The 18,965-nt window shown below is 60.4% G+C and carries 20 protein-coding genes; 15 read left to right on the top strand and 5 right to left on the bottom strand.

The window, feature by feature from the left end; genetic code table 11:
• Positions 1–27: 27 nt before the first annotated feature.
• Entirely contained in the window at positions 28–2,739 is a 2,712-nt protein-coding gene (gene secA, locus AAIH70_RS19105; protein WP_132276930.1) for a preprotein translocase subunit SecA, read from the bottom strand.
• Between the two features lie 211 nt (positions 2,740–2,950).
• Between secA and AAIH70_RS19100 the strand changes: the two genes are divergently transcribed.
• The 6 genes from AAIH70_RS19100 (at position 2,951) to AAIH70_RS19075 (ending at position 6,997) form a co-directional block, all read left to right on the top strand.
• Positions 2,951–3,841 carry a peptidylprolyl isomerase gene (locus AAIH70_RS19100; RefSeq protein ID WP_430035155.1) on the top strand — a complete coding sequence of 297 codons (891 nt, stop codon included), beginning with the start codon at positions 2,951–2,953 and terminating at the stop codon, positions 3,839–3,841.
• Between the two features lie 72 nt (positions 3,842–3,913).
• Entirely contained in the window at positions 3,914–5,155 is a 1,242-nt protein-coding gene (gene argJ / locus AAIH70_RS19095) for a bifunctional glutamate N-acetyltransferase/amino-acid acetyltransferase ArgJ (protein WP_132276928.1), read from the top strand.
• Positions 5,156–5,162: 7 nt separating this feature from the next.
• On the top strand, positions 5,163–5,942 hold the full coding sequence (locus tag AAIH70_RS19090; protein ID WP_132276926.1) for a GNAT family N-acetyltransferase: 780 nt from the start codon (positions 5,163–5,165) through the stop codon (positions 5,940–5,942).
• Positions 5,939–6,352, top strand: a complete 414-nt coding sequence (gene mutT, locus AAIH70_RS19085; RefSeq protein ID WP_132276924.1) for an 8-oxo-dGTP diphosphatase MutT — start codon at positions 5,939–5,941, stop codon at positions 6,350–6,352. Before AAIH70_RS19090 ends, mutT begins: the two co-directional genes overlap by 4 nt.
• Positions 6,353–6,472: 120 nt before the next feature.
• A complete protein-coding gene (locus AAIH70_RS19080) occupies positions 6,473–6,805 on the top strand; it encodes a hypothetical protein (RefSeq protein WP_132276922.1) in 333 nt (110 codons plus the stop codon).
• 9 nt (positions 6,806–6,814) lie between these two features.
• The gene (locus AAIH70_RS19075; protein WP_132276920.1) at positions 6,815–6,997 is read left to right on the top strand and encodes a Flp family type IVb pilin; all 183 of its coding nucleotides are present in this window, start codon (positions 6,815–6,817) and stop codon (positions 6,995–6,997) included.
• 4 nt (positions 6,998–7,001) lie between these two features.
• On the opposite strand, the gene AAIH70_RS19070 is transcribed toward AAIH70_RS19075, so the two are convergent.
• Complete coding sequence (locus tag AAIH70_RS19070) at positions 7,002–7,871, bottom strand: methyltransferase domain-containing protein (RefSeq protein WP_132276918.1); 870 nt, start codon at positions 7,869–7,871, stop codon at positions 7,002–7,004.
• A gap of 146 nt (positions 7,872–8,017) precedes the next feature.
• Between AAIH70_RS19070 and AAIH70_RS19065 the strand changes: the two genes are divergently transcribed.
• The 5 genes from AAIH70_RS19065 (at position 8,018) to AAIH70_RS19045 (ending at position 11,116) form a co-directional block, all read left to right on the top strand.
• A complete protein-coding gene (locus AAIH70_RS19065) occupies positions 8,018–8,839 on the top strand; it encodes a ComF family protein (protein ID WP_132276916.1) in 822 nt (273 codons plus the stop codon).
• Positions 8,840–8,950: 111 nt separating this feature from the next.
• Complete coding sequence (grxC, locus tag AAIH70_RS19060; RefSeq protein WP_132276914.1) at positions 8,951–9,208, top strand: glutaredoxin 3; 258 nt, start codon at positions 8,951–8,953, stop codon at positions 9,206–9,208.
• 45 nt (positions 9,209–9,253) lie between these two features.
• Positions 9,254–10,111 (top strand): carbon-nitrogen hydrolase family protein, encoded by an 858-nt coding sequence (locus AAIH70_RS19055; protein ID WP_132276912.1) that lies wholly within the window; start codon positions 9,254–9,256, stop codon positions 10,109–10,111.
• Positions 10,108–10,536: a DUF1178 family protein gene (locus AAIH70_RS19050; RefSeq protein WP_132276910.1), complete on the top strand. Its 429-nt coding sequence runs from the start codon at positions 10,108–10,110 to the stop codon at positions 10,534–10,536. The genes AAIH70_RS19055 and AAIH70_RS19050 overlap by 4 nt, the downstream gene beginning before the upstream one ends.
• Before the next feature lies 1 nt (position 10,537).
• Complete coding sequence (locus tag AAIH70_RS19045) at positions 10,538–11,116, top strand: DUF3291 domain-containing protein (RefSeq protein WP_132276908.1); 579 nt, start codon at positions 10,538–10,540, stop codon at positions 11,114–11,116.
• Positions 11,117–11,152: 36 nt separating this feature from the next.
• On the opposite strand, the gene AAIH70_RS19040 is transcribed toward AAIH70_RS19045, so the two are convergent.
• From AAIH70_RS19040 to ubiG, 3 genes are all read right to left on the bottom strand, one after another.
• Entirely contained in the window at positions 11,153–11,449 is a 297-nt protein-coding gene (locus AAIH70_RS19040) for a type II toxin-antitoxin system RelE/ParE family toxin (protein WP_132276906.1), read from the bottom strand.
• On the bottom strand, positions 11,446–11,715 hold the full coding sequence (locus AAIH70_RS19035; protein WP_132276904.1) for a ribbon-helix-helix domain-containing protein: 270 nt from the start codon (positions 11,713–11,715) through the stop codon (positions 11,446–11,448). The genes AAIH70_RS19040 and AAIH70_RS19035 overlap by 4 nt, the downstream gene beginning before the upstream one ends.
• 87 nt (positions 11,716–11,802) lie before the next feature.
• Entirely contained in the window at positions 11,803–12,549 is a 747-nt protein-coding gene (gene ubiG / locus AAIH70_RS19030) for a bifunctional 2-polyprenyl-6-hydroxyphenol methylase/3-demethylubiquinol 3-O-methyltransferase UbiG (RefSeq protein ID WP_132276902.1), read from the bottom strand.
• Positions 12,550–12,872: 323 nt separating this feature from the next.
• Here ubiG and AAIH70_RS19025 point away from each other — a divergent pair, with 323 nt between their 5' ends.
• The 4 genes from AAIH70_RS19025 to prfA all read left to right on the top strand — a co-directional run bounded on the left by AAIH70_RS19025 (position 12,873) and on the right by prfA (position 18,965).
• The gene (locus AAIH70_RS19025; protein ID WP_430035149.1) at positions 12,873–13,754 is read left to right on the top strand and encodes an SH3 domain-containing protein; all 882 of its coding nucleotides are present in this window, start codon (positions 12,873–12,875) and stop codon (positions 13,752–13,754) included.
• 298 nt (positions 13,755–14,052) lie between these two features.
• On the top strand, positions 14,053–15,327 hold the full coding sequence (locus AAIH70_RS19020) for an aspartate kinase (protein ID WP_132276898.1): 1,275 nt from the start codon (positions 14,053–14,055) through the stop codon (positions 15,325–15,327).
• Positions 15,328–15,406: 79 nt separating this feature from the next.
• Positions 15,407–17,683 (top strand): phosphoenolpyruvate--protein phosphotransferase, encoded by a 2,277-nt coding sequence (ptsP, locus tag AAIH70_RS19015; RefSeq protein WP_132276896.1) that lies wholly within the window; start codon positions 15,407–15,409, stop codon positions 17,681–17,683.
• Positions 17,684–17,882: 199 nt separating this feature from the next.
• Positions 17,883–18,965 carry a peptide chain release factor 1 gene (gene prfA, locus AAIH70_RS19010; RefSeq protein WP_132276894.1) on the top strand — a complete coding sequence of 361 codons (1,083 nt, stop codon included), beginning with the start codon at positions 17,883–17,885 and terminating at the stop codon, positions 18,963–18,965.

The following is an 18,965-nucleotide window of genomic DNA, read 5'->3' as shown; positions in this document are numbered from 1 at the left end:
GGCATTTTTATTCTGATCATTGGCAGATCAGGCGCTTTCGAAAGCGCCGTGGCAATGCTTGTATTTCTTGCCCGAACCACAGGGGCAATTTTCGTTGCGCCCGATCTTGCCCCAGGTGGAGGGATCTTCCGGACGGCGGTCCTGCGGGGCCGCAATAAAGTCCTGGCCATCGCGGTTCGCCACTTCGTCCCAACCGGTCGAGGCGTCGATATGGTGCTCGCCAGACACTTCCGGCGGCTGCGGAGGCTCGGGGTTCTGAACCAGTTCAACGCGCATCATCTGTGCCGTGACTGCTTCGCGCAGGTTGGCAAGCAGGGCCTGGAAAAGCTCAAAGGCTTCGGCCTTGTATTCCTGCAGCGGATCGCGCTGGGCGTAACCACGGAAACCGACGACGGAGCGCAGGTGGTCGAGGTTGACGATATGCTCGCGCCAGAGGTGGTCGAGTGTCTGCAGCGTCACGGAACGCTGGACATAGGTCATGATTTCCGCGCCAAAACGTTCGGTGCGTTCCGCATTGGCCTTTTCCGCGGCCTCGGTGATGCGTTCGCGCAGGTCCTCCTCGCCGATACCTTCTTCCTGCGCCCATTCGACGATCGGAAGTTCGAGGTTGAGCAGGCGGGCGACTTCGGCCTGAAGACCGGCGGCATCCCACTGTTCGGCATAGGCGCGCTCGGGGATATGCTTGCCGACCAGTGCGTCGATGACGTCCTGACGCATGTCGTCGACGATTTCGGTCAGGTCTTCGGCGTCCATGACTTCCAGGCGCTGTTCGAAGATGACCTTGCGCTGGTCGTTGGTGACGTCGTCGTATTTCAGAAGGTTTTTACGGATGTCGAAGTTGCGGGCTTCGACCTTCTTCTGGGCGCGTTCCAGAGCCTTGTTGATCCACGGATGGACGATGGCTTCGCCTTCCTTGAGGCCCAGCTTCTGCAGCATGCCGTCCATGCGGTCGGAGCCGAAGATGCGCATCAGGTCGTCCTGAAGCGAAAGGTAGAATTTCGAGCGGCCCGGATCGCCCTGACGGCCGGAACGGCCGCGCAGCTGGTTGTCGATACGGCGGCTTTCGTGACGTTCCGAAGCGATGACGTAAAGGCCGCCGGCTTCCAGAGCCTTGGCCTTGAGTACCTTGATCTCGGCACGAACCGTCGCTTCGATGGACTTGCGCTCGGCTTCGTCCTCGATGCCTTCAAGCTCGCGCTCGAGACGCATGTCGACATTGCCGCCGAGCTGGATGTCGGTACCACGACCGGCCATGTTGGTGGCGATCGTGACGGCGCCCGGCACGCCGGCCTGCGACACGATATAGGCTTCCTGCTCGTGATAACGGGCGTTCAGGACCTGGAAGTTTTCAAAGCCGTCATTGCGCAGCATGGTGGCCAGCAGTTCGGATTTTTCGATCGAGGTCGTGCCAACGAGAACCGGCTGGTTGCGCTTGTGCGCATCCTGGATCTCCTTGATGATCGCGGTGAACTTTTCCTCGCCGGTACGATAGACTTCGTCGTCCTCGTCGATACGCTGGATCGGCAGGTTGGTCGGTACTTCGACAACTTCGAGATTGTAGATGTTGCCGAATTCTTCCGCTTCCGTCGAGGCCGTACCGGTCATGCCGGCAAGCTTTTCATACATGCGGAAATAGTTCTGGAAGGTGATCGAGGAGAGTGTCTGGTTCTCCGGCTGGATCTGCACCTTTTCCTTGGCTTCCAGCGCCTGATGCTGGCCTTCGGAAAAGCGGCGGCCCGGCATCATGCGGCCGGTGAATTCGTCGATGATGACGATTTCGCCGTTGCGGACGATGTAGTCCTTGTCGCGGCTGAACAGCTTGTGGGCCTTCAGCGCGTTGTTGATGTGGTGAACGATCGCGACGTTCTCGACGTCGTAGAGCGATTCGCCCTTCAGAAGGCCGGCCTGACGCAGCAGGTTTTCCAGCTTTTCGGTGCCGTCTTCAGAGAAGTTGGCAGAGCGCTGCTTTTCGTCGATCTCGTAGTCTTCGGCCGACAGCATCGGGATGAAGGCGTCGATCGTGTTGTAAAGATCGGAACGGTCATCCAGCGGGCCGGAAATGATCAGCGGCGTACGGGCTTCGTCGACCAGGATCGAGTCGACTTCGTCGACGATCGCAAAGTTGTGGCCGCGCTGGACCATCTGGCCGCGCTCGAACTTCATGTTGTCGCGAAGATAATCGAAGCCGAGTTCGTTATTGGTCGCGTAGGTGATGTCGCAGGCATAGGCCTCGCGGCGCTGTTCGTCGTCCAGACCGTGGACGATGACGCCGGTGGAAAGGCCGAGGAAGCTGTAAAGGCGGGCCATGGTGGCGGCGTCGCGGCTGGCGAGGTAGTCGTTGACCGTTACCACATGCACGCCCTTGCCGGACAATGCGTTGAGGTAGACGGGCAGGGTGCCTACAAGGGTCTTGCCTTCGCCGGTCTTCATTTCGGCGATGTCGCCGTCGTGAAGAATCATGCCGCCGGTGAGCTGCACGTCGAAGGGACGCATGCCGAGAACGCGGAGCGAGGCCTCGCGCAGCACGGCAAATGCCGGGGCGAGGATATCGTCGAGCGTCTTGCCGTCGGCCAGCATCTGCCGGAATTCGACCGTTTTGGCGGACAGTTGCTCGTCTGTCAGCGCCTTGGTCTTCTCTTCGAGGGCAGCGATTGCCTGAATGCGGGAACTATAGGAGCGGACGCGGCGATCATTAGCCGAGCCGAACAGTTTGCGGGCGATGCCGCCGAAGCTGACCATCCGAATGGTCCTTTCTCAATCATGTCCCATGGTTGCGGACCGTTCGATTGCAAGGTCTTTCAACCCAACAAATTGCTCCGCTGCGCCTGAAACTCTTCTGGACGCGAAGTTGCGTGACAGATAAGAGGGGGGCCGAATGATGTCAACGGTTCCGGCCGATACAGAATGGCCACAATCCGGTGTTTTTGAAGGATTCCAGCCGGGATCACGCATGCAGATACCGGTGCCTAACCCGAAAGGTTTCTATATGTTGCGCCATAAGCTTCTTGCAGCCACCGCTCTGATCGCTGCGATCTCCTTCTCTTCCACGGTCTTCGCACAGGACGACGCAGTCGTTGCCAAGGTCGATGGTGTCGAGATCCACAAGTCCGATCTGGAAATGGCTGCCTCCAGCCTCGGCCCGCAGTACCAGCAGCTCCCTGACGAGCAGAAGCAGGCTGCTGCCCTGTCGCAGGTCATCGACGTCAAGCTGCTTGCCAAGAACGCGACCGCTGAAGGCCTGCAGAACACTGACGACTTCAAGAAGCGTCTTGCCTTCCTGCAGGAACGCGAGCTGCACAATGCCTATCTGCGCAAGTCCGTCTTCGATGCCGTCAAGGACGAAGAAGTGAAGGCTCGTTATGAGAAGGAAATCGCTTCGCTTCCCAAGGAAGAAGAAGTGCATGCCCGTCACATCCTCGTAAAGACCGAGGAAGAGGCCAAGGACATCATCAAGCAGCTCGACGAAGGCAAGGACTTCATCGAACTGGCAAAGGCCAAGTCGGAAGATTCCAGCAAGTCCGACGGTGGTGACCTCGGTTACTTCACCAAGGGCCGCATGGTTCCGGAATTCGAAGAATCCGCTTTCACGCTCGAAAAGGGCGCCTACACCAAGACCCCGGTTAAGTCGCAGTTCGGCTTCCACGTCATCAAGGTCGAAGACAAGCGCGAAGCCGCTCCGCCGGCATTCGAGCAGGTCGAGCCGCAGGTTCGCCAGCTGGTGATGCAGGAAAAGTATTCGGCACTTCTCGAAAAGGCCAAGGCAGAGCAGAAGGTGGAAATCACCGACGAAGCGCTGAAGAAGGCTTACGAAGACGCCACCAAGGAACAGCAGCAGCAGTAATCTGCTTTTCTAAAGAGGCCCGCTCACGCGGGCCTTTCCATGTCCGGTATTTCAAGATCCAGGGTTTTGACCATGTCCGCCACCATTTCTCCGCTCGCTCCGAAATCCTATCCAGACATGCCGTCGCTGCGCGGTGTGCGCATGGCAACGGCTGCCGCCGGCATCAAGTACAAAAACCGTACCGATGTGCTGATGATGGTGTTCGATGAGCCGGCAGCGGTGGCGGGCGTATTCACCAAGTCCAAGTGCCCGTCGGCACCAGTGGATTTCTGCCGCACCAACCTGTCGCACGGTGTTGCCCGTACGGTGGTGGTCAATTCCGGCAATGCCAATGCCTTTACCGGCATCAAGGGCAAGGCTGCGACCGAGCTGACGGCCAAGTCCGCATCCGAAGCGGTGGGCTGCGGTGAGAACGAGGTCTATCTCGCCTCGACCGGCGTGATCGGCGAGCCGCTCGATGCCACCAAGTTTTCCGGCGTTCTGGGCGACATGCACAAGACCGCGACCGGTGATTTCTGGCTGGAAGCGGCCAAGGCGATCATGACTACCGACACCTATCCGAAGGTCGCGACCCGCACCGCCGAGATCGGTGGTGTGACGGTGACGATCAACGGCATCGCCAAGGGTGCCGGTATGATCGCGCCCGATATGGCGACCATGCTCTCCTTCGTTGTGACCGATGCCGATATTACCGCGCCGGTGCTGCAGAGCCTGCTTTCTGCCGGTGTCGAGCCGAGCTTCAATTCGATGACCGTCGACAGCGACACATCCACGTCCGATACGCTGATGGTGTTCGCAACAGGCGCGGCCGCCAAGGATGGCCAGAAGCAGATCGTCGATGCCAAGGATCCGGCGCTTGCTTCTTTCCGTGATGCGCTGAACGCGCTTCTGAAGGATCTGGCCATTCAGGTGGCGCGTGATGGCGAAGGCGCTACAAAAATGCTGGAGATCACCGTGACCGGTGCCGAAAGCGACGCTGCCGCCAAGACGATCGCGCTGTCGATCGCCAATTCGCCGCTGGTGAAGACCGCGGCTGCCGGCGAGGATGCCAATTGGGGCCGTATCGTCATGGCCGTTGGCAAGGCCGGCGAAGCCGCCGATCGCGACAAGCTGGCGATCTGGTTCGGCGACGTGCGTGTTGCCGTCAACGGCGAGCGTGATGCCGGTTATTCGGAAGATGCCGCCTCGAACGTGATGAAGGGCCAGGACATTCCGGTGCGCGTCGATCTCGGTCTGGGATCGGGTACGGCGACCGTTTGGACCTGCGATCTCACCAAGGAATATGTCGCCATCAACGGCGATTACCGGAGCTGATGTCTTGATGCTGGCAAATTCTCCCCATGGTGATCTGCCGATGGTGCGGCGTCTGGAAGCTGTCGGCTTCCGGGCGTGGCCGGCGGCCTCCGTGGTTTATGACGGCAGCTGGCAGGTGCGGCTGACCGGCGGCCATCCGTCGAAGCGGCTCAACTGCGTCGTGCCGCTCGATCCTTCCGATTACCGCGATGCCGATATCCGGCTGGAAAAGGCGCGCAAGCGTTTTGCCCACTACGGAAGACAACTGGTCATCCGCGAGACACCGCTTTCGCCGAAAGCTCTGCTCGACAAGCTGGACGAAAACGGCTGGAAGATCATCGAGAGCGTCTCCGTCATGACGGTCGACCTCGGTGCGATCGATCTTCCGGAAACACTGGCGCATCTGCCGACCCATGATATCGGCCGTTTCATCGATGCCAGCCTTGCCGTGCATGGATCCGATCCGGCAATCAAGCCTGCCATGGCGGAAATCCTTAGCGCCATCAAACCGACGATGGGTCTTTTCCTGATGGAAAACCCCGGTGAAGGCCCGGCAGCCGTGGCGATCTGCGTGCAGGACAACGATCTGGCCGGTATTCAGGATCTGGCAGTTGCCGAAGCTCGCCGCGGGCAGGGCTTGGGCACCGAGCTTCTTTCGGCGGCTTTGCGCTGGGCCCGGATCAGTGGTGCGCGTACCGCCTGGCTGCAGGTTGTCGATACCAATGCGGCGGCGCTGGCGCTCTACAAGCGGTTTGGCTTCCGCGAAGCCTATCAATATCATTACTGGCGCAAGGACGAGACGGCGTGAGCGCAACCGAACGCAAGATCCTGCTGGTGGCGGCCTGTGCCCTGATCGATACCGATGGCCGTATTCTTCTGGCGCAGCGCCCGGAAGGCAAATCGCTTGCCGGTCTCTGGGAGTTTCCCGGTGGCAAGGTCGAGGCCGGCGAGACACCGGAAGAGACTTTGGTGCGTGAACTCGAGGAAGAGCTGGGTATCGTTACCAAGGTGGCATGTCTCGCACCGCTGACCTTTGCCAGCCATACCTATGAGACGTTTCATCTGCTGATGCCGCTTTATATCTGCCGTCGTTACGAGGGTATTCCGTCAGGGCGCGAGGGACAGGCGATCAAGTGGGTGCGCCCACAGGCGCTACGGGATTACCCGATGCCGCCGGCCGATGAGCCGTTGATTCCCTTCCTGCAGGATCTTCTCTGACTATCCACAGGTGATTTTCGCCCTGTGCGACTAAAGCAACGGCGTTAACAGATCCTTTAACCGATCATGCGAAGTTTAGGCTCTGGCGGGCAAGTAACTGCGTGTGTGAGGCTTTGAGCGATGGACGACGAAATCTGGAAGACTGCACGCGCCAAACAGCGGCCAGCGTATCGGTCGGGTCGGACCGGCGCGCTCAATGTCGCCCTTCTGTTCGGTACGGCCGCGATCGCTCTGTCGCTGATCGTGACACCTATGCTCGCCAAGCGTAGCGAGCAGAGCCGCATTGCGAATATCCAGCAAGACTTCGACATGATCTCAACTGGTTCAATTCATCGCGGTACTGATAACACAAAAGAAAAGAATAAGCATTATACCATCCGGAGAAGTGTCCTGCAGGAGACGCCGGGTTCGGTGTGTGTCTTACAGGGCTACAGTTCCGAAACCGGTTGCTGAGGCCTCAAAATGCGATTGATCCGCTCCTTTCTTTGCGACGAAAGCGGCGCGACGGCTATCGAATACGGGCTGATCGCCGCTCTTATCGGTACGGCGGTCATTGGCGGCATGGGCGCATACGGCACCCAACTCAGCAACCTGTTCAACAAGGTCGCGACGACGTTGAACGATACGATGTCAGAGACCCGGTAAAAGATCAGCTCCGCTTCAATGCATCCGCCAGCCTGACCGTAGCCGAACCCGGCTTCAACGGTTTCGGCTGATTTTCGTGCGGCGCCCATCCAGACACATAGATCATTGCGAATGTCGCGCGGATGCGACCGTCCGGGTCCGAATAACGTTCGGCGTAGATCTGGGCAGCCCTCATCAGGAATTTTCGCGTCAGTGGCGTACGGCTGCGGCCGGCGAGCGGATTGGTCATGCCGATGGCACGCAGGTCGCGGACGAGGTCAAACAGCGAATCGTAGCGAACCGTGTAGGTTTCGGCATCGGCGACGGGCAGGGCAAAACCGGCGCGTTGGAGAAGGGCGCCGATATCGCGCACATCCGGGAAGGGGATGACACGGGGGCTGGCGCCACCCGATAACTCCGCTTCGGTTGCCAGCAGCACATCGCGCAGTTCCGTAAGCGTACCGGCGCCGGGGATGGCGGCGAGAAACAGACCATCCGGTTTTAGTGCACGGCGAACGCGGATCAGCACGCCGGGTGTATCGTTGGTGAGGTGCAGCGCCAGCGGTGAGAGCACCAGATTGGCTGACTGGGGTTCCAGCGGTACATCTTCCAGCGGTGCGGCAACGAATGTCTGCTCACCGGCTCCGGCGAAGACAGCGTCCGTTTCGATGCGGGTGAGTTTTTTTATCTTGCCGGTGGCAAGGCTCAGGCGGGCCGCCGCGCCCATGCCGCCATGTAGTTCGACCGCGTGGTCAAAGCTGCGTTCGACCACTTCCAACCGTTCGGCCAGTTCGCGGCCAGCCAGATCTGCCAGAAAATCGGCTCCCGGCAGCGGATGACGTGCGGCACGCTCACGGCGGGTGGCGATCAGGTCGAGGTCGAAAAGAATGTCCATCATGCACTCCGGATGCGGGATCGGCTTCATATGGTAGCCGTAACGCAATCCCCCAAGAATTCCGGATCGCAAAGGCGCCGGTGAGCGATTATTGTCAAGGCCAAAGGGTTTGCTGGCTGTAACGTTCAGCTTGGTCGGGGGATGGTATGGAGGACGAGATCGGTGACAGTGACGGCGGGGTGGCTGGCCTTACCGTGGCCGGGTCGATTGCATTTGCCGCATCCGGCTTGTTTCGCCGGATCGCGGATTTCGTTTATCCGCCGGTCTGTGCAGGCTGCGGCGTGATGATCGGCAAGCACGGCGCGCTTTGCCCCGTCTGTTGGCAATCGGTGCATTTTATCGAGCGGCCGTTTTGCGAGGTGCTCGGTATTCCTTTTGCTTTCAACCATGAGGCGGGAGTGGCCGGCGAGGGTGGGCGTATGGTTTCGGCCAAGGCTATCGCCGATCCACCGCGTTTCGACCGGCTGCGGGCCGTGGCGATCCATGACGGCGTTGCGCGCCGGCTTGTACATGGGCTGAAATATCGCGACCGCACCGATCTGGCGATCATGATGGCGGCGTGGATGCAGCGGGCAGGGGCCGAACATCTGGCCGGTTGCGACGGTATTCTGCCGGTGCCTTTGCACTGGACGCGGTTTGCGCTTCGAAAATTCAATCAGTCCGCGGAACTCGCACGGCATCTGGCAAAGCTGTCAAGCAAACCGCTGCTGCCTTCGACGTTGAAGCGCGTGAAACGCACCAGCCGGCAAGTCGGGCTGACGGCCAAGGGACGACAGGACAATGTACGCGCGGCGTTTGCCATCGTGCCGGGCCATGAACCGGATGTTTTTGGCAAGCGACTGGTGCTGGTCGATGACGTTCATACGACCGGAGCAACCGTATCGTCCGCAGCCGCTGTCTTGAAGCGGGCGGGTGCCACCGAGGTCACGGTTTTGACCTTTGCACTGGCGATTTCCGGGCCTATATGAAGAGACAACAGACGAGACGGCCGGATGGCCCTCATGGTGCCACCGGGAGCATCCGATCCCTAAGGGTTTTCATGGAGGGCATTTTCAAGCCGCCTCCCCATGGAGATTTTTATGGCAGACATCATCATCTATACCCGTGACGGCTGTGGTTATTGTTCGCGGGCCAAATCGCTTCTGGATTTCAAGGGCGCGGATTATGTCGAACATAATGCGACGCAGCGGCCGGAAGCGCGCGGCGAAATGATCGCCGTGTCGAATGGCGGCACGACCTTCCCGCAGATCTTCATCAACGGCCAGCATATCGGCGGTTGCGACGACCTGCATGCGCTGGAACGCGCCGGCAAGCTCGATCCGCTGCTGGCCGCCTGATTACGATATTCACGATTTAGAAAAGCAAAAACAGGGAACAGGATCATGGCTTTCAAGGCTGCCGCCATCCAGATGTGCTCCGGTGTCGATCCGGTGAAAAACGCTGCCGACATGGCGCGGCTGGTGCGCGACGCTGCCGCGAAAGGCGCGGTCTATGTGCAGACGCCGGAAATGACCGGGGCGGTGCAGAAGGATCGCGCCGGCCTGCGTGCCGTGCTGAAGGACGAGGATGGCGACATCATCGTGGCGACTGCTGCAGATCTCGCCAAGGAACTCGGCATCCATGTGCATGTGGGCTCCACGGCGATTGCGCTCGAGGACGGCAAGATCGCCAATCGTGGATTTCTGTTCGCGCCGGATGGCTCGCGTATCTGCACCTATGACAAGATCCACATGTTCGACGTCGATCTCGACAATGGCGAGAGCTGGCGCGAAAGCGCGGTCTACCGGCCGGGCGAGGAGGCGCGGGTGGCCGAACTGCCTTTTGCCAAGCTCGGTTTTGCGATCTGCTACGACGTGCGTTTCCCTCAGCTGTTCCGTACCGAAGCGGTGGCCGGTGCCGAAGTTCTGACCGTTCCGGCTGCCTTTACCCGCCAGACCGGCGAGGCGCATTGGGAAATTCTGTTGCGTGCCCGCGCCATTGAGAACGGGGCTTTCTTGATTGCGGCGGCGCAGGCCGGTGTGCATGAGGACGGCCGCGAGACCTTTGGTCACTCGATGATCATCGATCCCTGGGGCAAGGTGCTGGCATCCGCCGGCGGCAGCGGCGAGGCGGTCGTCATCGCTGAGATCGACGTGGCCGAGGTGCCGGCTGCACGTGGCAAAATCCCCAATCTGAAAAATGCCCGCGACTTCACGCTCGATACCGTCGCGCCGGCAAAGTCCGGCGAGGTTGCGGCTTGATCAAATATTCGCTCATCTGTGACAATGCGCATGCGTTCGAAGGCTGGTTTTCGGAAAGCGGCGATTTCGACCGGCAGTTGGCAAGCGGTTTTCTGACCTGTCCCGTCTGTGGCTCCGCTACCATCTCCAAAAGCCTGATGGCGCCGTCCGTTTCGACTGCGCGGGCCAAGGAAAAACGGCAGGCGGTTGCCATGGATGTGGCCAAGGCGGAAGCAGTTGCCAAGCTGAAGGCGGCTGTCGCCGAGATCAGGGCCAATGCCGAGGATGTCGGCGAGCGGTTTCCCGAAGAGGCGCGCAAGATCCATTACGGCGAGGCGGATGCCCGCGGCATTATCGGCCAGGCGAGCTTTGGCGAGGTCCGCGATCTGCTGGACGAGGGCATTGAGATCGCGCCGATCCCGATCATTCCGGATGATGCCAACTGACATGGCGGGTGCGACAAGAAGACTGGCGATCTACAATTTCGGTCTTTTCGTTGCTCCCTATGACAGTTCCGAGGTCGAGGGATTTCGTGTTCGCGAACCTCTGAACTTCGCCGCGGCGGAAACGGCTGAAGGTTTTATCGGGCGTTCCGGTTATGACGGCGAGCCGGGGCCGGAATGCTGGGGCAATCAGGTGTTTCCGCGCTTCATCGAAGGGAGCGGGTTTGCGACCGCGCCTTCCAGCCTTTCGCTTTGGGCCGACATCGAAAGCCTGATGGCGTTTTCCTATTCCGGCGTGCATGCGGATGCGCTTAAACATGCGCGCAACTGGCAAATTCCCCGGCGCTGGCCAGCGCTGGTTCTGTGGTGGACCGATCAACGGCCGGACTGGCAGGAAGGCGTATCGCGCTTCGAGCAGTTGCACGACCACGGGCCGGGACCGGTGGCTTTTCATTTCAAGGAACCATACGGACCGGATGGGGAGAAAGTGATCATCGACCGCGCCTGTATCCGCAGGCTTTCAGAGGTGAATGCGCAAAGGCATCAGGGCCTGCTGGCAGCGGTGCGTGGGATGAAAGTGTAGTGCGGCTTTGGGGTGGGTGGATGAAGGCGGGCAGTTTTATTTTTGCGTCAGCATACGCATATACTCTCTAGCACCGTGAATGATGCGTATAACGAGGACTTGAGAGCCTTCCACCTTGTAGAATATGAGGTACGGCGCGAATGGGCGACGGCGGAAATCTGGAAGTGAAGTCTGGTCGGTCATCTCGAACGCGTATGGCATCGTGCCAAGGTCGAGACATGCTCCACGCAACTCGAGCATGAATGTTCGCGCTCTTTCTGGGTTATGCCTTGATAGATAATGCGCGATTTCCGCAAGGTCTTGTCGAGCTTCGCGAGCAAAGCTGACCTTCATCGCCGGATACGTTCCCAACCGAGTTCGTCAAAAACGCTGTCAAAGGCATCGTCCAATGACATCGTCCGACCAGCCTGGACATCGTCCAGGCCGCGTTGCAAGGCCGCATCAAGCTCACGTCGTGCTTGATCACGTTCATGATCCCTGCGCACGAGATCTTCGACATAACCTTCAGGCGAGGTCGCCGCACCACGTTCCACCTCGCTGCGGATGAAATCCGCAGTTTCAGACTCGAGGGTGATAGTAATCTTGGCAGTTTCCGACATCTCAGGTTTCCGGTCAGGCATCCCAAACTCGGAACATCATAGCAGAGTTTCCACCAGCCAGGATCATCCCTTTTCAGGGGGCATCTTTCAGCCCGGCCGTCTTGCCAGCAGCATGTAGTTCACGTCCATGTCGGACGATAGGTTCCAGCTGTCGCCGAGCAGATTGTAGAACACGCCGGTGCGGTGGATGATTTCCAACCCGTCTTCCGTCAGTGGCTTTTCGATCTCTTCCGGGCGTACCAGCTTTTCATACTGGTGGGTGCCGCGCGGCAGCCAGCGCAGCACGTTTTCGGCGGCGAAAATGGCGAGCGCACGAGCCTTCAGCGTGCGGTTGATGGTGGCGACGAACATGAGGCCACCGGGCTTGACCATCGAGGCGCAGGTGCGCAGGAAAAACTCGACGTCGGCGACGTGCTCGACGACTTCCATGTTCAGCACGACGTCGAAATGTTCGCCCGTCTCGGCCAGATGTTCGGCAGTGACGGCGCGGTAATCGACCTCGACGCCGGTCTGTTCGGCGTGGGTGGAGGCGATGCCGATGTTCTTTTCCGATGGATCGGCGCCGACCACGATGGCGCCCATGCGGGCGATCGGTTCCGACAGAAGGCCGCCGCCGCAGCCGATATCGAGAATACGCAGGCCTTCAAGCGGCTTGTGGGCGCGCGGATCGCGGCCGAAATGGGCGCAGATCTGGTCGCGGATATAGGAAATGCGGACGGGATTGAACTTGTGCAGCGGCCGGAATTTGCCGGTCGGGCTCCACCACTCGGCGGCCATCTTTGAAAACCATTCGACCTGGCTCGGATCGACGGTGGTTTTTGCGGGCTCGCTCATGGTGTCATTCTCTCTTCAAGGTCTTCGCTTCGGTGTCTGAAGTCGGCTGATAGGCAGGCGAAGTCAAGAGGCTGGTGGCCGCAGGATATTCCCGGTCGCGGCTTTTGAGGTAAGCTGTTAGCGCGGGCTGTTTTTCGAAGCGATGCTACAATGCCGCAAAATACTTGACTAAACATCAGCTAAACGCCGCATTCATGCCCGGTTCACCGCCATGGTGGAACTATCGGTGCGTCTTCGGCATTGTCTGCCGCATCTTAGCAGACTGTGCCGACCCCTGGTCCGGACGACCGAGGTATCAGGCAATGTTCTTCAAGGAGGAACACGTGAAGAAATTTATTCTGGCTGCAGCCGCGACAAGTGCGCTGATGGTTGCGCCGACGCTGGCAGAAGCTGCCGCGCGTGGTTATGCCACCGCTAATGTCAACATGCGCTCCGGTCCGAGCACCGGTTACCCCGCCGTAACCGTCGTGCCGGTTGGTGCGCCGATCACCATTCATGGCTGCATGAGCAACGTCAACTGGTGCGACGTGCAGTTCGCCGGTGGCCGTGGCTGGGTGTCGGGCAGCTATATCAGCACGACCTATCGTCAGAACCGCATTTATGTGGAGCCGGAATATTACCGCCCGCTCGGCATTCCGACCGTCACCTTCGAGGTCGACAATTATTGGGGTCGCTATTATCGCGACCGCGATTTCTATCGGGATCGCGACCGCTGGGATCGTCGTCCGCCACCACCGCCGCCGCGCTGGACGCGGGATGACCGCCGCCCGCCGCCGCCCGCCTGGGATCGTGATGACCGCCGTGGTCCGCCGCCGGGTCCGCCTCCGGGCTGGGACCGTGGTGATGATCGCCGTGGGCCGCCTCCGGGCGATTGGGGACGAGACCGGGATCGTGACCGGGGTGGCAACTGGGATCGTGGCAATGACGACCGCCGTGGCCCGCCGCCCGGCTGGGATCGCGGCAATGATGACCGTCGCGGCCCGCCGCAGGGTGACGATCGTCGGGGACCGCCACAACAAGGTGACGACCGTCGTGGTCCTCCTCCCGGTGGAGACCGTGGCGATGACCGCCGTGGCCCGCCGCGCGGTGACGCCGGAAACGGGATACCGGAGGGTTTCCTGCCACAGCGTGGTGATGACCGCCAGCAGCCTCAGGATCGCGGCCGCGCTCCGGTGTTCATTCCAGGCATGCCGCAGAACAACTGATCGGTATCGTATACCGATCCCTGACGTCCGCTCCGACCCTCCAAGGGCTTTATGGGAAAAGGGCTGCCTCCGCCGGGCAGCCCTTTTTCGTGGGCGGTGTTTTCGCCACTTGGACAATTCATGACAAAACCGTACCGCTTTGGCTTGAAGCGACCATTGCGTGGAAGACGGCTTTTCGCTATGAGACCCGGCAACTTCGGGCTTTTTTCCCTGAAAAAGGTCCGTTCGACAGGAGACGCGTCCGCCGGCATCGAAGCCGATGCCATATGGGGCGCGAACGGGTGGTATTGGTCAAGAAATGGCACGCATTGTCATGAAATTCGGCGGCACGTCCGTCGCCAACCTCGAACGCATCCACAATGTTGCCCGCCATGTGAAACGTGAAGTCGATGCCGGCCATGAGGTCGCGGTCGTCGTTTCCGCCATGTCCGGCAAGACCAACGAGTTGGTCGGCTGGGTTCAGGGCATGCCGAAAGTGGCGGGCGCCACTTCACCTTTCTATGACGCGCGTGAATATGATGCGATCGTGGCTTCAGGTGAGCAGGTAACTTCCGGCATTCTGGCGATTGCCTTGCAGTCGATGGGCATCAATGCCCGTTCCTGGCAGGGCTGGCAGATTCCGATCCGCACCGACAGCGCCCATGGTGCCGCCCGCATCGAGGAAATCGACGGCGCCGATATCATCAAGCGCATGGGCGAGGGCCAGGTGGCCGTGGTGGCCGGTTTCCAGGGACTTGGTCCCGATAACCGCATCGCCACGCTCGGCCGCGGCGGTTCCGATACCTCGGCCGTTGCGATCGCCGCTGCCGTCAAGGCCGACCGTTGCGACATCTATACGGACGTTGATGGCGTCTACACGACGGACCCGCGTATCGTGCCGGCCGCGCGCCGCATGAAAAAGGTGTCTTTCGAGGAAATGCTCGAAATGGCCTCGCTCGGCTCCAAGGTTTTGCAGGTTCGTTCGGTCGAGCTTGCCATGGTCCACAAGGTCCGCACCTTCGTTCGCTCCAGTTTCGAAGATCCCGATGCACCGGGCATGGGTGACCTTCTCAATCCGCCCGGTACGTTGATTTGCGCAGAGGAAGAAATCGTGGAACAGGAAGTCGTTACCGGCATCGCCTATGCCAAGGATGAGGCACAGATCTCGCTGCGCCGGCTCGCCGACCGTCCGGGCGTTTCGGCCGCGATCTTCGGCCCGCTGGCCGAAGCCCATATCAATGTCGACATGATCGTGCAGAACATTTCCGAAGACGGTTCGCGCACCGACATGACCTTCACCGTGCCGTCCGGCGACGTCGACAAGGCCATGCAGGTTCTGAACGAAAACAAGGCCGCGATCGGCTTCGACGTCGTCCAGACCGAATCAGGCCTATCCAAGGTTTCGGTCATCGGCATCGGCATGCGCAGCCATGCGGGCGTTGCAGCCACTGCCTTCAAGGCACTTGCCGCAAAAAGCATCAACATCAAGGCCATTACGACGTCAGAAATCAAGATTTCCATCCTGATCGACGGCGCCTACTCCGAACTTGCAGTTCGGACTTTGCATTCCGCTTACGGTCTCGATAAGAATTGATCATGAACCGGTTCGCCGCGCCTGACATTTGAGGGCGCGGCTGCTTCCGGGGGTGGGGTACCTGTTTTCGGGAGCAAGCATGCCGACGCGAGATCTATCGGCAGGTCCGCGGGTTCTGTTGAAGCGCCTGCGTGAGTTGATGGCGGAGCCGCTCGAGCCACAGGATCGGCTCGACCGTATCGTTCGCCAGATTGCCAGCAATGTGGTTGCGGAGGTGTGCTCCGTTTACGTCCTGCGTTCCGATGGCGTGCTGGAACTGTATGCCACAGAAGGCCTCAACAAGGATGCCGTCCACCTTGCCCAGCTGAAAATGGGCCAGGGTCTGGTCGGCACGATTGCCGCTTCGGCGCAGCCTCTCAACCTCTCCGATGCCCAGTCGCATCCGGCTTTCCGCTATCTGCCGGAAACCGGAGAAGAGATCTACCATTCCTTCCTCGGCGTTCCTATCTTGCGGGCCGGCCGTACTTTGGGCGTTCTCGTCGTCCAGAACAAGGCGCAGCGCAATTACCGTGAAGACGAAACGGAAGCGCTCGAGACGACTGCAATGGTAATCGCCGAGATGATCGCGACCGGAGAACTGAAAAAGATTACGGCCCCCGGTCTCGAACTCGATCTGACACGCGCCGTGTCGATCGATGGCGACGGCTATAATGAGGGCATCGGTCTCGGCCACGTGGTTCTGCATGAGCCGCGCATCGTCGTGACCAATCTTTTGAACGAGGATGCCGACAAGGAAATCACCCGTCTTGTCGAGGCGCTCGGCTCGTTGCGCATTTCCATCGACGACATGCTGCAGCGTCGTGATGTGAGCCAGGAAGGCGAGCACCGTGAGGTTCTGGAAGCGTTTCGCATGTTCGCCCACGACCAGGGTTGGGTGCGGCGCATGGAAGAGGCGATCCGCAATGGCCTGACCGCCGAAGCGGCTGTCGAAAAGGTGCAGAGCGACACCAAGGCGCGGATGATGCGCCTGACCGACCCTTATCTTCGCGAGCGCATGCACGATTTCGACGATCTCGCCAACCGGCTGCTGCGCCAGTTGACCGGTTTTGCCGGCCGCGATTTCGAAAACGGTTTCCCGAACGATGCGATCGTTCTGGCGCGCGCCATGGGCGCCGCCGAACTGCTCGACTATCCGCGCCAGAGCCTGCGCGGCCTCGTGCTCGAAGACGGTGCCGTGACCAGCCATGTGGTGATCGTCGCGCGTGCCATGGGCATTCCGGTTGTCGGCCAGGCGACCGGTGTCGTGGCGCTGGCCGAAAACGGCGATGCCGTGATCATCGATGGCGACGACGGCCAGGTGCATGTGCGACCGATGGTCGACATGCAGAACGCCTACGCCGAAAAGGTGAAACTGCGCGCCAAGCGGCAGGAACAGTTCCGGGCGCTGCGCAATGTCGAGCCGGTGACGCGCGACGGCAAACGCATCGGCCTGCAGATGAATGCCGGCCTGATGGTGGATCTGCCGCAGCTTGCCGAATCGGGTGCCGAGGGCATCGGCCTGTTCCGCACCGAACTGCAGTTCATGATTGCCTCCACCATGCCGAAGCTGGAGGAACAGGAAGCGTTTTATCGCGCCGTTTTGAAACAGGCGGCCGGGCGTCAGGTGACGTTCCGCACGCTCGATATCGGCGGCGACAAGGTGGTGCCGTATTTCCGCGCGCATGAGGAAGAAAATCCGGCTTTGGGCTGGCGCGCCATTCGGCTTTCGCTTGACCGTCCGGGGCTGTTGCGCACGCAGTTGCGTGCGCTGCTGCGTGCGTCCGCCGGCGCCGAACTGAAGATGATGGTGCCGATGGTGACGGAAGTTTCCGAGATCCATGCCGTGCGCGAGCTGCTTCTCAAGGAAGTGCAATATCTTTCCAAACATGGGCATGCGCTGCCGAAAAAGCTGCAGTTCGGGGCAATGCTGGAAGTGCCGTCGCTGATGTGGCAGCTCGATGAGCTGATGGCAGCGGTGGATTTCATCTCCGTCGGGTCCAACGACCTGTTCCAGTATACGATGGCGGTGGACCGCGGCAATTCGCGGGTCTCCGACCGGTTCGACAATCTCGGAAAACCGTTCCTGCGGGTGTTGCGCGATATCGTGCGGGCCGGCGAGCGCAACAATACGCCGGTGACGCTGTGCGGCGAGATGGCCGGACGACCGCTTTCGGCGATGGCGCTGATCGGGCTCGGCTTCCGTTCGGTATCGATGTCGCCGACCGCGATCGGCCCGGTCAAGGCGATGCTTCTGGGGCTGGATGCCGCAAAGCTGGCCGACGCGTTGAACGTGGCACTTGACGACCATGCGCTGTCGAGCGAAACGACGCGCGAGCTTTTGCTGCGCTTTGCAGCAGAACACAACATTCCCGTCTGACCTAGGCTTCAGCCTTGAAGGGCGGTTATTGGTCGGGCTAACGCTCTCTCAACGTCATCCTCGCCCTCGGGTTAAACCCCGAGGGTGTCCCGAGGATCTGCTGCCCTCTCCTACGTGGTTAGATCCTCGGGTCAAGCCCGAGGATGACGACAGAGGAAATGGCGCCCAAGAGTAAGCCGGCATATCTGGAGTTTTCTAATTGGCAAAACTGCCCGTCGAAAAAATGCGCGAACTGGAACGCCGGTTCGCCGAGATCGAGGCACGCATGTCGGAAGGCCCGGCGGCCGACGTCTATGTGAAGCTTGCGTCCGAATATTCCGAACTGCAGCCGGTGGTGCGCAAGATCCGCGATTATTCCAAGGCGGTTTCGGAGGAGGCGGACCTGCGCGCGCTTTTGTCCGACAAGACGACCGATCGCGAGATGCGTGAGCTTGCCGAAATGGAACTGCCGGAGGCGGTGGAGCGGATCGAGGGGCTGGAGAAGGAGATGCAGATCCTGCTTCTTCCGAAAGATGCCGCCGACGAGCGCAGCGCCATTCTGGAAATCCGCGCCGGTACCGGTGGCAATGAGGCGGCGCTTTTCGCCGGTGACCTTTTTCGCATGTATGACCGTTATGCCAGCACCCATGGCTGGAGAGTGGAAGTGCTTTCCGCCAGCGAGGGCGAAGCGGGCGGCTACAAGGAAATCATTGCCAACGTCACCGGCCGCGGCGTGTTTTCCAAGTTGAAATTCGAGAGTGGCGTGCACCGCGTGCAGCGCGTGCCCGATACCGAAACGCAGGGGCGTATTCACACGTCCGCGGCAACGGTTGCAGTGATGCCGGAAGCCGAAGAGATCGATATAGAGATCAAGGCCGACGACATCCGCATCGACACGATGCGCGCTTCGGGCGCCGGCGGTCAGCACGTCAACACCACCGACTCGGCGGTGCGTATCACCCATTTGCCGACCGGCATCATCGTCGTCAGTGCCGAAAAATCGCAGCACCAGAACCGCGCCAAGGCGATGCAGGTTCTGCGCACGCGGCTTTACGACATGGAGCGCCAGAAGGCCGACAACGAGCGTTCCGCCGACCGCAAGAGCCAGGTGGGATCGGGCGACCGTTCCGAGCGCATCCGCACCTACAACTTTCCGCAGGGGCGGGTGACCGACCACCGTATCAACCTGACGCTCTACAAGCTGGACCGGATGATCGAGGGCGAGATCGACGAGATGGTCGATGCGCTGATTTCCGATTATCAGGCCGGGCAGCTGGCGCAGCTGGGCGAGCGGCAGGGATAG

Origin of the sequence: Neorhizobium sp. BT27B, assembly GCF_050455485.1 — a bacterium.
Taxonomy (GTDB): domain Bacteria; phylum Pseudomonadota; class Alphaproteobacteria; order Rhizobiales; family Rhizobiaceae; genus Neorhizobium.
Note: the sequence above shows the minus strand (reverse complement) of the source record. Positions and strands in the feature narration are given on the sequence as shown.

Excerpts from the sequence above, each read along its gene's own strand:
- secA (WP_132276930.1), bottom strand. The coding sequence starts at position 2,739 with ATGGTCAGCTTCGGCGGCATCGCCCGCAAACTGTTCGGCTCGGCTAAT.
- AAIH70_RS19100 (WP_430035155.1), top strand. The coding sequence starts at position 2,951 with ATGCAGATACCGGTGCCTAACCCGAAAGGTTTCTATATGTTGCGCCAT.
- argJ (WP_132276928.1), top strand. The coding sequence starts at position 3,914 with ATGTCCGCCACCATTTCTCCGCTCGCTCCGAAATCCTATCCAGACATG.
- AAIH70_RS19090 (WP_132276926.1), top strand. The coding sequence starts at position 5,163 with ATGCTGGCAAATTCTCCCCATGGTGATCTGCCGATGGTGCGGCGTCTG.
- AAIH70_RS19080 (WP_132276922.1), top strand. The coding sequence starts at position 6,473 with ATGGACGACGAAATCTGGAAGACTGCACGCGCCAAACAGCGGCCAGCG.
- AAIH70_RS19075 (WP_132276920.1), top strand. The coding sequence starts at position 6,815 with ATGCGATTGATCCGCTCCTTTCTTTGCGACGAAAGCGGCGCGACGGCT.
- AAIH70_RS19070 (WP_132276918.1), bottom strand. The coding sequence starts at position 7,871 with ATGGACATTCTTTTCGACCTCGACCTGATCGCCACCCGCCGTGAGCGT.
- AAIH70_RS19065 (WP_132276916.1), top strand. The coding sequence starts at position 8,018 with ATGGAGGACGAGATCGGTGACAGTGACGGCGGGGTGGCTGGCCTTACC.
- grxC (WP_132276914.1), top strand. The coding sequence starts at position 8,951 with ATGGCAGACATCATCATCTATACCCGTGACGGCTGTGGTTATTGTTCG.
- AAIH70_RS19055 (WP_132276912.1), top strand. The coding sequence starts at position 9,254 with ATGGCTTTCAAGGCTGCCGCCATCCAGATGTGCTCCGGTGTCGATCCG.
- AAIH70_RS19045 (WP_132276908.1), top strand. The coding sequence starts at position 10,538 with ATGGCGGGTGCGACAAGAAGACTGGCGATCTACAATTTCGGTCTTTTC.
- AAIH70_RS19040 (WP_132276906.1), bottom strand. The coding sequence starts at position 11,449 with ATGAAGGTCAGCTTTGCTCGCGAAGCTCGACAAGACCTTGCGGAAATC.
- AAIH70_RS19035 (WP_132276904.1), bottom strand. The coding sequence starts at position 11,715 with ATGTCGGAAACTGCCAAGATTACTATCACCCTCGAGTCTGAAACTGCG.
- ubiG (WP_132276902.1), bottom strand. The coding sequence starts at position 12,549 with ATGAGCGAGCCCGCAAAAACCACCGTCGATCCGAGCCAGGTCGAATGG.
- AAIH70_RS19020 (WP_132276898.1), top strand. The coding sequence starts at position 14,053 with ATGGCACGCATTGTCATGAAATTCGGCGGCACGTCCGTCGCCAACCTC.
- ptsP (WP_132276896.1), top strand. The coding sequence starts at position 15,407 with ATGCCGACGCGAGATCTATCGGCAGGTCCGCGGGTTCTGTTGAAGCGC.